Raw genomic sequence first — 13,740 nt, 5'->3', positions numbered from 1 at the left:
GGGCGATATTCCAGGAGACCAGACCCATGCCCGAAGACGCTCTTGTCATCGACGACATCGGATTTCGCTTTTTCAGCCAGGACAACGGCCCCTTCATCGCCAATGACCACGCGGTGCACCGGACCTTTGACCAGCTGACGGATCGCATCGTCCAGGAAGCCGCGTTCGACCACCTGGGCGCCGCACGCGAGGCGGTACAGGCGGCCACGCGCCGCAAGCTCGCGGACGATCCGGAGGACCGGCCCGATGGGCAGAACATCGAAGACTATGTGCCCGGAGACGAGTTCTTTTTCTGAACAGCGGGACATGCGCCGAGGCAAACCACTTGCATTCGGCGCATGATCTGGGGGACATGCCGGCGAGGCTGTCAATCTGTTGTGGAAATCCCAGGTTGCGGCTACATTATTCAGCCTGCCAACAGAGGGAATCGCCATGACCCGCTTTGCCGCCCCCATTGCCGAACAGATCTGGGACATGAAGTACCGCCTGAAACAGGCGGACGGCACGCCACTGGACCTCAGTGTCGAGGACAGCTGGCGCCGGATCGCCCGGGCGCTGGCCAAGGTCGAAATGGACCCGGCCCACTGGGAAGAGCGGTTCTACGAGGCACTTGAGGATTTCAAATACCTGCCCGCAGGCCGGATCACGGCCGGGGCCGGCACCGACCGCAGCGTGACCCTGTTCAACTGTTTCGTCATGGGCACGATCCCCGACAACATGGGCGGTATTTTCGACCAGTTGCGCGAGGCGGCACTGACCATGCAGCAGGGCGGCGGCATCGGTTACGATTTCTCGACCATCCGGCCAAAGGGGGCGCCCGTGACAGGTGTGGCGGCCGATGCCTCCGGGCCGCTCAGCTTCATGGATGTCTGGGACGCCATGTGCCGCACGATCATGTCCGCCGGCTCGCGCCGAGGGGCGATGATGGCGACCATGCGCTGCGATCACCCGGACATCGAGGATTTCATCGGCGCCAAGGCCGACAGCGCGCGCCTGCGCATGTTCAACCTCTCGGTCCTGGTCACGGATGCCTTCATGGAGGCGGTCAAGGCGGACGGTCCCTGGGAACTGGTCTTTGACGGCGTGGTCTATCACACCCTGCCCGCCCGCGACCTGTGGAACCGGATCATGCGCGCCACCTATGACTACGCCGAACCGGGCGTGATCTTTATCGACCGGATCAACCAGGCCAACAACCTCAGCTATTGCGAAACCATCGCCGCCACCAACCCTTGCGGCGAGCAGCCCCTGCCCCCCTATGGCGCCTGCCTGCTGGGGTCGGTCAACCTGGCCCGTCTGGTCAACGATCCCTTTACCGGCGACGCGCACCTTGACGAACACGCGCTGGACGAGCTGGTCTCCACAGCCGTCCGGATGATGGACAACGTCGTCGATGCCTCGCGCTTTCCGCTGGAGGAGCAGCGCCAGGAGGCCTTGAACAAACGCCGCATCGGGCTGGGCGTGACTGGCCTGGCGGATGCGCTGCTGATGGTCCGACTGCGCTACGGCACTGAGGAAGCGGCGCGCCAGACCGAACGCTGGTTGCACCGGATCGCCCGCGCCGCATACCGGGCCTCGGTGCAATTGGCGAAGGAAAAAGGCGCCTTCCCGCTCTTTGACGCCGACGCCTACCTGGCCAGCGGCACGATGCTGGGCATGGACGAGGACGTGCGCAACGCCATCCGCCAACACGGGATCCGCAATGCCCTGGTCACGTCGATTGCGCCCACCGGGACGATCTCGCTTTATGCCGGGAATGTCTCTTCGGGGATCGAGCCGGTCTTTGCCTATGCCTACACCCGCAAGGTGCTGCAAAAGGACGGAACCCGGACCGAGGAAGAGGTCGTCGACTACGCGGTGCAGATGTACCGGGAGACCTTTGGCACCGACGCGGCCCTGCCCGAGTATTTTGTCAACGCCCAGACCCTGGCCCCGCTTGACCATGTCCGCATGCAGGCCGCGGCCCAGAAATGGGTCGACTCGTCGATTTCCAAGACCATCAACTGCCCCGAGGACATCTCCTTCGAGGACTTCAAGGACGTCTACCTGCAGGCCTACGAGACCGGCTGCAAGGGTTGCACGACCTACCGTCCAAACGATGTGACAGGGTCGGTTCTGAGCGTGTCAGAAGTCGAGGACGTGGCCCCCGGCGAAGCCCCGGACCAGGCCCGGGGCGAAGGCGCGCAGGGCGCCGAGGTGGTCTACATGTCCGAACCGCTGGACCGCCCCCAGACATTGGAAGGCGCGACCTACAAGCTGAAATGGCCCGACAGCGAGCACGCCATCTACCTGACGATCAACGATATTATCGTGGGCGGACACCGGCGACCCTTCGAGGTCTTCATAAACTCCAAGAACATGGAGCATTTTGCCTGGACCGTGGCCCTGACCCGGATGATATCGGCAGTGTTCCGGCGCGGCGGCGACGTGAGCTTTGTCGTCGAGGAGCTGAAGGCCGTCTTCGACCCGCGCGGCGGTGCCTGGGTTCAGGGAAAGTATATTCCTTCGATCCTGGCGGCCATCGGTGGCGTCATCGAGCGCCATTTGATCGCGACCGGCTTCCTGGAAGGCGAAGGCATGGGCCTGAAGAGCGACCCGACAGCCCAGGTTGTGAACCTCGACCAGCCCCGCGGCCCGGCGTGCCCCAACTGCGGGCAATACGACATGCGCATGGTCGAAGGCTGCATGACCTGTGCCTCCTGTGGCCATTCGAAATGCGGGTAGAGACGAGTATTTGGGGGGGCGGCTCCAGGTTTTTTCCCGCCTTGATGCACCCAGTTGTCCCGCTGTCCGCACGACAGTCTGGCCGTCCTTCCCGCAGCATTTTCTTCCCGTCCGAACACGGCTCTTGACCTGCTTCCCGAAACGCTGGCGACCGGAGCGACCCCAACCACTGATCCGGACCACGACAGAGGCAGGGGGCATCTCCACCTCCGCTGCTTGAACCCGAGGCAGGCACCGCTATGATCCTCGGCAGCCAAGGGGATGACATGGCAAGGACAACTCACCTGATAAAGCTCAGCGCGGGCACGGAAAGCGTCGACAGTCTGATGGACTGGCAGGGCACGCGGCGCGCCCAGACCGAAGACGGGCTGCCGCGCCATGTCACCCGCATGTGGCCCCGGCGCGAGGACGAGGTGCTGAACGGCGGCTCGATCTACTGGGTCATCAAGGGGTTGATCCAATGCCGCCAACGTATCCTGCGGCTTGACCCGGTCACGGGCGCGGACGGGATCAAGCGCTGTGCCCTTGTGCTGGACCCGGAGATCACCCGCACCGCCGCCGCGCCCAAGCGCGCCTTCCAGGGATGGCGCTATCTTGCCGCCGCAGACGCCCCACCCGACCTGCCCGGCAGCCGCGCGGAGGAAGAGCCTCTGCCGCCCGCGCTCGCCGGGGCGCTGGCCGAAATCGGCGTACTCTGACCCCCGGCTTGGCCTGAATCAAAGTATCGTCAACGGGCCGCTGCTAGACTCCTGCCATCGCAAACAGATGACGGGAGGCCATCATGAAGCGCCGTTTCCTTCTTTCCGCCCTTGCCCTCGCGCTGGTGGCGCCCGCCGCCGCGCAGGCGCAGCAGTTGCTTGGATCCTACAACGCCTTCATCGGCCAACGAGATCTGTATAACTCCAGAGGCGTCCGGCTGAGTACCCCGGCGCAGGTCCTGCGCCAGGACCGGGCCAATTACCACCGCTTCGGCATCTCGCAATATGGTGACCAGTGGGATCCCTATTTCGGCGACATCAACGCCCGCGCCCGGCTGGAGCAGATGGTCAACAACGGCTACATGCCGCCGCATGTGGCCAATGCGATCATGCGGGGCAACATGCACGTGATCGTCAACGTCTATGGCCAGAATGGCTATATGCAATATGTCGAGGTTATCCTGCCCGGGTGACGGCAGCGGGGCAGGATCAGCGCCCCGCCCCGCGCAACCAGTACCAGACCAGCGCCACAGCCTCGCGCGTCCAGGCCCGCAGCACCCGCCACCAGGGGGCGCCGGTCAGGCGCGGGCAACTGGCTGTGGCGCGCAAGCCGGCCCGCCGCGCAACCAGCCGCGCCCGCGCGGCGTGATACCGGTCGGTCACGATCACCACGTCGCGACAACCCAGATCGTCCAGCAGCGGGCGGGCAAAGCGCATGTTGTCCTCGGTGGTCAGCGCGCGCGTCTCCAGCGTCAGGGCCTCGTCCGGCACGCCCGCCTCGCGGCACAGCCGGGCCATGACCTCGGCCTCTGCCGGGGGGTGCGTGCGGACGCCGCCGGACAGCACCAGCGTCCCCACCCTGCCCGCCTGCCAAAGCGCGACCGCGTGCGCGACCCGGCGCGTCAGCGCGGGAGAGGGCCTGCCATCCGGGCGCACCGAGGCCCCCAGCACCAGCGCCACCCCTTGCGTCTTTGCACATGCTTTGTGCACCCCTGCCCCCTCTGGCATTTCGCTTCAGGACCTATAGGTTCTGCGACGAGATATGAGAAGGACATGCGCCATGACCGAACAGTATACGCCCCCCGAAGTCTGGACCTGGGACAAGGAAAACGGCGGCACCTGGGGGTCTTTGAACCGCCCCATCGCCGGGGCCACCCATGACAAGGAGCTGCCCGTCGGCACCCATCCGTTCCAGCTCTACTCTCAGGGCACGCCCAACGGGGTGAAGGTCACCATCCTGCTGGAAGAGCTGCTGGCCGACGGTCACGACGCCGAATACGACGCCTGGCTGATCCGCATCGGCAAGGGCGACCAGTTCGGGTCGGGCTTTGTCGAGATCAACCCGAATTCGAAGATCCCGGCGCTGGTGGACCGGTCCGGGCCGGAACCGGTCCGCGTCTTCGAATCCGGCGCGATCCTGATGCATTTGGCCGAAAAATTCGACGCCTTCCAGGGCCCTCGTGCCAAGCGCGCCGAAATGCTCAGCTGGCTGTTCTGGCAGATGGGCAGCGCGCCCTACCTGGGCGGCGGCTTTGGTCATTTCTACGCCTATGCCCCCTACCCGATGGAATATCCGATCAACCGTTTCGCGATGGAGACCAAGCGCCAGCTTGACGTGCTGGACCGTCACCTTGCCGAAAACCGCTACATGGTGGGCGAGGATTACACGATTGCCGACATGGCCATCTGGCCTTGGTACGGGCGCACAGTGCACGGTGAATCCTACAACGCGGGCGACTTCCTGGACGTGAAGAGCTATACCAACGTGCTGCGTTGGGCCGACGAGATCCTGGAGCGCCCCGCCGTGCAACGCGGGCGTATCGTGAACCGGACGGATGAGGGCATGTTGCCCGAACGCCACGCGGCCAGCGATTTCGAAACCGGGCTGGTAAAGCCCGAGGCGGATTGAAAACGCCCCGGGTCCGCAAGGCGGGCCCGGGGGAACACTCCTTTGCGCGCAGGTCTACAGCCCCAGCCGGTCCTGCAAGGCCCGCATGGTCTCGCGCTCACTCTCTCCCAGCGGGGCAACGCGCGACTTGAACAGCGTCGCCTGGCTGCGCAACACCGGCTCTTCGGCCAGGATCTTGAGGTGATTGGCGCGCAGGGTTTCCCCCGAAGAGGTGATGTCGGCGATGGCCTCGGCGGTCAGGTTCTTGACGGTCCCTTCGGTCGCACCCTGGCTGTCGACCAGCTGGTAATCGGACACGCCGCCCTCGTGCAGGTAGGCGCGCACAAGCCGGTGGTACTTGGTCGCGATCCGCATCCGGAACCCGTGCCGGGCACGGAAGGCCGCAGCCGCCGCATCCAGATCGTCCAGAGTGTTCACATCCACCCAGCAGGCGGGCACCGCCACGATCAGGTCGGCATGGCCAAAGCCCAGCTCGGCCAGTGGCCTTACCTTCTGATCCCACTGGACCAGCTTTTCCTGCACCAGGTCAGTGCCCGTGACGCCCAGGTGAATACGCCCCGCCGCCAGTTCGCGCGGGATTTCCCCGGCGCTCAGCAGCACCAGCTCGACACCCTCGACGCCCGTCACCTCGCCCGAATACTCGCGCTCGGACCCGCTACGCGCCAACCCGATGCCGCGCGCTCTGAACCAGTCAAAGGTCTTGTCCATCAGACGGCCCTTTGATGGCACCCCAAGCTTGACGCTCATGCCGCCTCCTCCAGGTCGACCAGCAAGCCGGGCCGGATCACCCCGCCAACTGCCGGGATCTCTCGTCCCTGTCCCAATTGCCGGGTCAGCGCGTCATAGCGCCCGCCAGAGGCCACCAACGGCCAGTCAGGCCGCCCGGGTGCCGAGAAGCCGAAGACGAAACCGTCATAGTATTCCATAGAGGTCCGGCCGAAATTCGCATCGAACATCAGCGACGTCACGTCGATCCCCTGCGCGGCCAGCGACTCGCACCGCGCTGCCATGCGTTCGACGGCCCCTGCGATGGCAGGCATGTCCACGGCAATGTCGCGCAGCTGTTCCAGCGCGTTTCCGCAGGTCTCGGAGACCTTTACCAGCGCCTCCAGCAGGTCCACCTGGTCACCCGGCAACGCCGGGTCCTGCGCATCCGCCCGCAGTGCATCGACTCGCGCCGCGATCTCTGCCGCGCCGCGCAACCCGATCATCGGCCCGGCCAGCGACAGCGGGTCCGGCGAAGCCAACAGTGCGGTCCGACTGGCCGGGACCGCCGCCCGGCCCGCATAGCGATCCAGAAGCGCCCGGAACCGGCGGGGCCGCCAGATGTGCCGCATCAAGGCGGATTTGCGCGCCTCGCTGGTCTCAAGCCCTGCGACAGCGGCGATCAGGATGCCGATATCGCCCACAACGGCCCGCAGCCCAAAAGGAGAAAGGACCTCCGAGAAGCGGGCAAAGACCTCGGCATCGGCGCCCGCCGGGTCGGCCCGGTCAAAGACCTCGAATCCCACCTGGTGATATTCCGAGGGACGCTCCGGGTGCTCTTCCTGCCGGCGAAAGATCTCGCCGGCATAGGTATAGCGGGCCGGTTCGGCGCCTTCGGCCATGTGTTTCTGCACCACGGGCACGGTAAAGTCCGGGCGCAGGATGACTTCGCCCCGCACCGGGTCATGGGTCAGGAAGGCACGGGTGCGGATGTCCTCACCATAGAGGTCCAGCAGCGTGTCGGCAGGCAGCAGCACGGGGCAATCGACGGGCAAGGCGCCGCCCTCGACGAACCGCGCCTTCAGCACGGTCGCCTTTTGCTTGATCGCGGCAAGGCTCATTTGTGCAGGTCCAGGATCTCTTGAACCTTGGCCACCAGCTGGTCGCGCGGCACCTCGTACTGGCTGGGATGGTCCTTCCATTCCGCCAGGCTGGCATCCTCGGCCAGCTTCGCGCCCAGGATCAGGTCCTTGATCTGCACCACGCCCTTGTCCTTTTCGTCGCCGCCTTCGATCACCGCGACGGGGCTCTGGCGCTTGTCCGCATATTTCAGCTGATTGCCAAAGTTCTTGGGGTTGCCAAGATAGACCTCGGCCCGCAGCCCGGCCTGGCGCAGGTCCGCCACCATCGCCTGGTAATCGCCCATCCGATCGCGGTCCATCACAGTCACGACCACAGGCCCCTGGACGCTGCCACCGATGCGGCCCTTTTCGCGCAGCGCCGCCAACAGCCGGTCCACCCCGATGCTGACGCCGGTCGCCGGCACCGCCTGCCCGGTAAAGCGCTTGACCAGATCGTCATAGCGCCCGCCGCCCGCGACCGAGCCGAACTGACGTTTGCGGCCCTTTTCGTCGAGAATTTCAAAGGTCAGCTCGGCCTCGAAGACCGGGCCGGTGTAGTAGCCAAGACCACGGACGACCGAAGGATCGATGATGATCCGGTCCGGCCCGTATCCCTGTGCCGCCAGCAAATCGGCAATCTGTTCCAGTTCGGCAACGCCCTCTTCACCCACCGTCGACGCGCCGATGGCGGCACGCAGGTTGGCCAGCGTCTCCGCCGCCTCCAGCCTGCCCGACGTCAGGAAAGCGACGACCGGCTCGGCCTGTTCCGCGCTCAGCCCCACGCCGTCGATATAGGCCCCCGAGGCATCCAGCCGGCCCTTGCCCAAAAGCTCGCGCACCCCGGCCTCACCGACCTTGTCGAACTTGTCGATGGTCCGCAGCACCGCATCCCGCTGGGCATCATCGTCCAGCCCCATGCATTCCAGTACGCCGTTCAGAACCTTCCGGTTGTTGACCCGGATCAGGTAGTCGCCGCGCGGGATGCCGACCTTTTCCAGCGTGTCCGCCAGCATCGCGCAGATCTCGGCATCCGCCGCCACGCTGCCGGCACCCACGGTATCCGCGTCGCACTGGTAGAACTGGCGATACCGCCCCGGCCCCGGCTTTTCGTTGCGCCAGACCGGCCCCATCGCGTAGCGCCGATAGGGCAAGGGCAGGTCGTTGCGGTGCTGGGCATAGACCCGCGCCAGCGGCGCCGTCAGGTCATAGCGCAGCGCCATCCAGCTGTCGTCCTCGTCCTGCCAGGCAAAGACACCTTCGTTCGGGCGATCCACGTCGGGCAGGAACTTGCCCAGCGCCTCGACCGTCTCGACGCCAGAGCTTTCCAGCGCATCGAACCCGTATTGATGGTAAACCCCGGCGATGGTGTTCAGCATCTCGGCGCGCTCGGTCACTTCGGGACCGAAATAGTCGCGGAACCCCTTGGGTGTCTGCGCCTTGGGGCGCGGGGCTTTCTTCTGCTTGGCCATGAGTCATCCCGGTTGTCGGATTTATCGCGCTTCCTCTATCCCTTCGACCGGTGCGGGGCAAGCAGAGCGCCTTGCAGCTTCTTCTCTGTGCAAATACTCAACCCTGACCCAGCCAAGGAGCGCAGCCCATGACAGACAGAATCGACCAGCTGGAAGAGGGTCTGGCCCACGCCCTGCGCGCGCTCGACGACCTTTCGGAAACCATCGCCCGCCAGGACCGCGAGATCGCCCTCCTCACCGCCCGGGTCGAGATGCTTTTGCAACGCGAAGCCGCGCGCGAGGCGGAAGGGTCGGGCGGGGTCGTCTTCGGTGACGAGAAACCGCCACATTACTAGGTCGTGTTTGCGACGGCAAACACGACCGGTGGCAGAGGTGTCTTTCCGAAAGGAAAGACCACCAGCCACACCCTTCCGTGCCGGGCACAGCCGCCCCGTTTGCGACGGCGAACACGGCCGGCATATCCCGACAAAGGGTAAAGTCGTCCCTGTAACGCCACCACGCTGCGACATCGGGAACCTGTCCACGCGCGGGGCCACCTGGCGGGACGGCGGGCGGGGCGATCTGCGGCCCGCAGGGGCGCAGGAGCGCCGTTCGACGGCCGCGTCAGCCCTTCATGTCCATCGCGACGACCTCGCCGTCGTGCAGCAGGATGTTCTTCCAGCGGGGGTTACTGCCGAACCGCTCATAAACGCTGACAAAGACCGTGTCGCGCTCCAGGCGCCGCATCTTGGACCCGCAGGGCTTGCCCTTGCGGACACCGCAGACCCGGCGCTTGACCCTCTCGTAGGCCTTGTCCGTGTCCAGGATCGGCTGTGCCTCTCCGGAGGGGCCATAGTGGATCTGCTCGTAACTTTCGGGCGAGCCGAAGATCACCAACGCCGCGGTGAACTGACGGGCACAGCCATCGTCGAACCCGGTAAGATAGAAGGTACGCGCGCTGCTTGCGTTCGGGTCGCTGTCGTAAAGATCATAGGTGCTGCGGCGCTCCGGATAGCCCTCGATCTTCTTGCCCAGCTTGCGGCGGGGCACGTTGCAGACACGGGCGATCTGACCATAGGGCAAACGCGTGCCAAAGGGCACCTCGCGCGCATCCGGCGCCCCGGGGCGCGGCGCACGGGCGCGCTTTTTCGGTCTGTCGTCATCCTTGTCCAGGGTGGCGCCACCCGCTGCGGCCAGTTCGGGGGCATCGTCCCGCTTGGCCGCGGCGGCGCGGGCGCCGAAGAGGCCCAGAAGACCACGCCGGGGCGGCTCTTCCGTCACGGGCGCGCGCGGGGTTTCCGGCGCAAGCGCATCTGCCTGGCCCGCATCATCGGCCAGCGGCACATCCTGATACTTGGGAACGCCGGACAACGGATCGCCGCAACCAGCCAGCAAAAGTCCCACGCAGAGGACAAATCCCCCCCTGATCACGCGAGCGCCCATGTCTTTCTCCCCGAAAACTCCGGGGGTTGTAGCCCGGCCAAGGGTGCCGCGTCCACCTTGCACGTCACCGGTTTGCGCCAAGGCCCGCCGACGCGGTTCAGATTTCCTCTACCGCCAGCACCCCGTCCAGCGATTTCACCGCGCCCTTGATCTCGGGGCTGACAGGGAATTCAAGGCCCGCGTCCAGCTCGACCTCGCCCGGCAGACCGGGGCCGCTGAGGCACAACTGGATTGGTCCGCGCGCCGCCTTCGGCATCTGTTCCGCCGCGCGCCCAAGGACAGAGGCGACCTGCGGCAGCGCGCCGGCGGATTCGACGTAGATGCGCAGTCCGCTGGCACCCGCCCCGGCCACCACCACCTCGACCGGCGCGACAGAGCGGCCCAAGAGCTTCAGCTGGTCCGACTCCATCGTCGCCTCGACCGTGACCAAGACCTTGGAGCCGCTTTCCAGATGCTCGCGCGATTTCTCCAACGCCTCCGAGAACAGCGTCACCTCATAGGCCCCGGTCGGGTCCGACAGCTGGGCAAAGGCAAAGCGGTTGCCGCGCGCCGACTTGCGCTCTTGTCGCCCGGCCACGACACCCGCCAGCTTGGCCAGCATCGGCCCGTTGGACTGTACCTTGTGAGTCAGCTCGTCCAGCGTCACGAAATTGCCGTTGCGTTCGACCCGGCGCAGCTGCGGCATATAATCGTCCAGCGGGTGGCCAGACAGGTAGAAGCCGACCGCCTTGAATTCTTCCGCCAGCCGTTCGGCGGGCAGCCAGTCGGACACGGGTGACAGACGCGGTTCCGGCAGATCCTCGCCCGCCTCGCCAAACAACGACACCTGCGCGCTGGCCTTCTGTTCGTGGATCGCCGCCGAATAGGCCACCAGCGCATCCAGCGAGTCGAAGATCCGGCGCCGGTTCGAATCCAGCACGTCGAAACAGCCCGCGCGGGCCATCATCTCCAGCGGACGTTTGCCGATCTTCTTCAGGTCCACCCGTCGCGCAAAGTCATAGATGTTGACGAAAGGCCGGTCGGCTCCGTCCGGCGTGTCCCCGGCCCGCCCCGCGACGACCAGCCGCATGACCTCCAGCCCGACGTTCTTCAATGCGCCCAGGGCATAGACCAGTTCGCCATTCACCACGTCGAAGGTCGCCTGCGACCGGTTCACACAGGGCGGCACCCAAGGCAATTTCAGCCCCTTGCGGACCTCCTCGAAATAGACCGCCAGCTTGTCCGTCAGGTGGATATCGCAGTTCATGACACCGGCCATGAATTCCACCGCATGGTTCGCCTTCAGCCAGGCGGTCTGATAGCTGACCACCGCATAGGCCGCCGCGTGCGACTTGTTGAAGCCGTAGTTGGCGAACTTGTCGAGCAAAACCCAGGTTTCCAGCGCCTTTTTCTCATCGACGCCGTTTCCCTTGGCGCCGGACAGGAACTTGGGCTTTTCGGCGTCCATCGCCTCTTGGATCTTCTTGCCCATCGCGCGGCGCAGCAGGTCGGCGCCGCCAAGCGAATAGCCTGCCATTTCCTGCGCGATCTGCATCACCTGTTCCTGATAGACGATGATGCCCTGCGTCTCGTCCAGGATATGGTCCACCGAGGGGTGCAGCTTGTCGCGTTTGGAAAGCCCGTTCTTGACCTCGCAGTATTTCGGGATGTTCTCCATCGGGCCCGGACGGTAGAGCGCCACAAGCGCCACGATGTCCTCGATGCAGGTGGGCTTCATGCGCTTGAGCGCATCCATCATGCCCGAGCTTTCCACCTGGAACACCGCCACGGTCTTGGCCGAGGCATAGAGCTTGTAGGTCGGCTCATCGTCCAGCGGGATGGCGTTGATGTGGTTCTCCGCCCCCTCTGCGGGTTCGTACAGTTCCGTGCCATCCGCCGCCACGTGCAGCGGGCGCCCGGACTTGAAGATCAGGTCCATCGCGTTCTGGATGACGGTCAGGGTCTTCAAGCCCAGAAAGTCGAATTTCACCAGCCCCGCCTGTTCGACCCATTTCATGTTGAACTGGGTGGCGGGCATGTCCGACCTGGGGTCGCGATACAGCGGCACCAGCTCGTCCGTGGGCCGGTCGGCGATGACAACCCCCGCCGCGTGGGTGCCGGCAGAGCGCAACAGCCCCTCGACCTGCATGCCGTATTTCAGCAGGCGGTCGACGACTTCCTCGTTGCGCGCCTCCTCGGCCAGGCGCGGTTCGTCCTTCAGGGCTTTCTCGATCGAGACGGGTTTTACGCCTTCGACCGGGATCATCTTGGACAGGCGGTCCACCTGCCCGTAGGGCATCTGCAGAACGCGCCCCATGTCGCGCACCGCCGCCTTGGACAAAAGCGCGCCAAAGGTGATGATTTGGGCCACCTTGTCATGGCCGTACTTGTCCTGAACGTAGCGGATCACCTCTTCGCGGCGATCCATGCAAAAGTCGATGTCGAAGTCCGGCATCGACACGCGTTCCGGGTTCAGGAAGCGTTCGAAGAGCAGCGAGTAGCGCAGCGGGTCAAGGTCGGTGATGGTCAGCGCGTAGGCCACCAGGCTCCCCGCCCCCGATCCCCGCCCCGGGCCGACCGGGATGGTGTTGTCCTTGGCCCACTGGATGAAGTCCGCAACGATCAGGAAATAGCCGGGAAAGCCCATCCCCTCGATGATGCCCAGCTCGAAATCCAGCCGCTCCTGATACTCCTCGACGCTGACCGCATGAGGGATCACTGCCAGACGGGCCTGCAGACCTTCGTTGGCCATGCGGCGCAGTTCCGCGACCTCGTCATCGGCGAATTTCGGCAGGATCGGCGCACGCTTGTAGGCCATAAAGGCGCAGCGCCTGGCGATCTCGACGGTATTGTCCAGCGCCTCGGGGAGATCGGCGAAAAGCACCGCCATTTCCTGCGGACTCTTGAAATAATGCTGCGGCGTCAGGCGGCGGCGCGGTTCCTGCTGGTCGACATAGGCGCCATCGGCGATGCAGATCATCGCGTCATGCGCCTCGTACATGTTTTCCTTGGGGAAATAGACGTCGTTGGTGGCCACCATCGGCAGGTCCATCTCGTAGGCCATCTCGACGAAACCACGTTCGGTCAGGCGTTCGGCCTCTGGCGGCGTGCCGTCCTCGCCTGGGTGGCGCTGCAGTTCGACATAGAGCCTGTCGCCGAAAATCCCGGCCAGCCGGGTCATCAGGGCCTGCGCCGCCCCGCGATGGCCCTGCCGCAGGTGGCGGCCCACCGGCCCGTCCGGCCCGCCACTGAGGCAGATCACATCCTCGGAATGCGCGGCGAGTTCATCCAGCGTCACATGCGCCAGCTCGGTGTCCTTGCGCAGGTAGAGACACGAATTGAGCTTCATCAGATGCTCATATCCCGTCTCGGTCTGGGCCAGCAGCACCAGCGGCGCGGGCGGCTTTGGACGTTCCCCGGGCTGCGGATCGATATAGCGCAGGTCCACCTGGCAACCGATGATCGGCTGCACCCCGGCGCCGCTGGCGCCAACGGAAAACTCCAGCGCGGCAAAGAGATTGTTGGTGTCGGTCACGGCCACCGCTGGCATGCCCATGTCCGCGCAGAGCCCGGGCAGCTTTTTCAGCCGCACGGCGCCTTCGAGCAGGGAATATTCGGTGTGGACACGCAGGTGAATGAATCGGGGATCGGCCATGTGCATACCCTATGCTGTGGTCCGCTCCCGCAAAAGCCCCAATCCGTGCCCCGTTTCC

At 65.2% G+C, this 13,740-nt stretch carries 12 protein-coding genes; 6 read left to right on the top strand and 6 right to left on the bottom strand.

Annotation, left to right across the window (positions count from 1 at the left end; translation table 11 throughout):
- The first annotated feature begins 26 nt into the window (after positions 1–26).
- The 4 genes from KZZ07_RS13540 (at position 27) to KZZ07_RS13525 (ending at position 3,895) form a co-directional block, all read left to right on the top strand.
- Positions 27–296, top strand: coding sequence for a hypothetical protein (locus KZZ07_RS13540; protein WP_219514808.1), 270 nt, complete (start codon positions 27–29; stop codon positions 294–296).
- A 136-nt stretch (positions 297–432) separates the two neighbouring features.
- Positions 433–2,724 (top strand): adenosylcobalamin-dependent ribonucleoside-diphosphate reductase, encoded by a 2,292-nt coding sequence (locus tag KZZ07_RS13535; RefSeq protein ID WP_219514806.1) that lies wholly within the window; start codon positions 433–435, stop codon positions 2,722–2,724.
- A 266-nt stretch (positions 2,725–2,990) separates the two neighbouring features.
- A complete protein-coding gene (locus KZZ07_RS13530; protein WP_219514804.1) occupies positions 2,991–3,422 on the top strand; it encodes a DUF1489 family protein in 432 nt (143 codons plus the stop codon).
- 83 nt (positions 3,423–3,505) lie between these two features.
- A complete protein-coding gene (locus KZZ07_RS13525; RefSeq protein ID WP_219514803.1) occupies positions 3,506–3,895 on the top strand; it encodes a hypothetical protein in 390 nt (129 codons plus the stop codon).
- Between the two features lie 16 nt (positions 3,896–3,911).
- Here KZZ07_RS13525 and KZZ07_RS13520 read toward each other — a convergent pair whose 3' ends face one another.
- Positions 3,912–4,412, bottom strand: coding sequence for a YdcF family protein (locus KZZ07_RS13520; protein ID WP_370631156.1), 501 nt, complete (start codon positions 4,410–4,412; stop codon positions 3,912–3,914).
- A gap of 70 nt (positions 4,413–4,482) precedes the next feature.
- On the opposite strand from KZZ07_RS13520, the gene yghU reads away from it, so the two are divergent.
- Positions 4,483–5,331, top strand: a complete 849-nt coding sequence (gene yghU / locus KZZ07_RS13515) for a glutathione-dependent disulfide-bond oxidoreductase (RefSeq protein ID WP_219514801.1) — start codon at positions 4,483–4,485, stop codon at positions 5,329–5,331.
- A 54-nt stretch (positions 5,332–5,385) separates the two neighbouring features.
- Here the strand turns inward: yghU and hisG are convergent, their stop codons facing one another.
- The 3 genes from hisG to hisS are packed head-to-tail and all read right to left on the bottom strand — an operon-like array spanning position 5,386 to position 8,626.
- Entirely contained in the window at positions 5,386–6,078 is a 693-nt protein-coding gene (gene hisG / locus KZZ07_RS13510; RefSeq protein ID WP_219514800.1) for an ATP phosphoribosyltransferase, read from the bottom strand.
- A complete protein-coding gene (locus tag KZZ07_RS13505) occupies positions 6,075–7,157 on the bottom strand; it encodes an ATP phosphoribosyltransferase regulatory subunit (protein WP_219514799.1) in 1,083 nt (360 codons plus the stop codon). The genes hisG and KZZ07_RS13505 overlap by 4 nt, the downstream gene beginning before the upstream one ends.
- Entirely contained in the window at positions 7,154–8,626 is a 1,473-nt protein-coding gene (hisS, locus tag KZZ07_RS13500) for a histidine--tRNA ligase (protein ID WP_219514798.1), read from the bottom strand. The genes KZZ07_RS13505 and hisS overlap by 4 nt, the downstream gene beginning before the upstream one ends.
- A 128-nt stretch (positions 8,627–8,754) precedes the next feature.
- On the opposite strand from hisS, the gene KZZ07_RS13495 reads away from it, so the two are divergent.
- Positions 8,755–8,961: a SlyX family protein gene (locus KZZ07_RS13495; protein WP_255564341.1), complete on the top strand. Its 207-nt coding sequence runs from the start codon at positions 8,755–8,757 to the stop codon at positions 8,959–8,961.
- 268 nt (positions 8,962–9,229) lie between these two features.
- Here KZZ07_RS13495 and KZZ07_RS13490 read toward each other — a convergent pair whose 3' ends face one another.
- Both KZZ07_RS13490 and dnaE read right to left on the bottom strand, forming a co-directional pair.
- Positions 9,230–10,048 carry a hypothetical protein gene (locus KZZ07_RS13490; protein ID WP_219514796.1) on the bottom strand — a complete coding sequence of 273 codons (819 nt, stop codon included), beginning with the start codon at positions 10,046–10,048 and terminating at the stop codon, positions 9,230–9,232.
- Between the two features lie 97 nt (positions 10,049–10,145).
- Positions 10,146–13,682 carry a DNA polymerase III subunit alpha gene (dnaE, locus tag KZZ07_RS13485; protein ID WP_219514795.1) on the bottom strand — a complete coding sequence of 1,179 codons (3,537 nt, stop codon included), beginning with the start codon at positions 13,680–13,682 and terminating at the stop codon, positions 10,146–10,148.
- Between the last annotated feature and the right edge of the window lie 58 nt (positions 13,683–13,740).

Origin of the sequence: Mameliella sp. CS4 (assembly GCF_019392335.1) — a bacterium.
Classification (GTDB): Bacteria; Pseudomonadota; Alphaproteobacteria; order Rhodobacterales; family Rhodobacteraceae; genus Antarctobacter.
The sequence above is the reverse complement of the archived record's forward strand: the minus strand, read 5'-3'. Positions and strand labels throughout refer to the sequence as shown.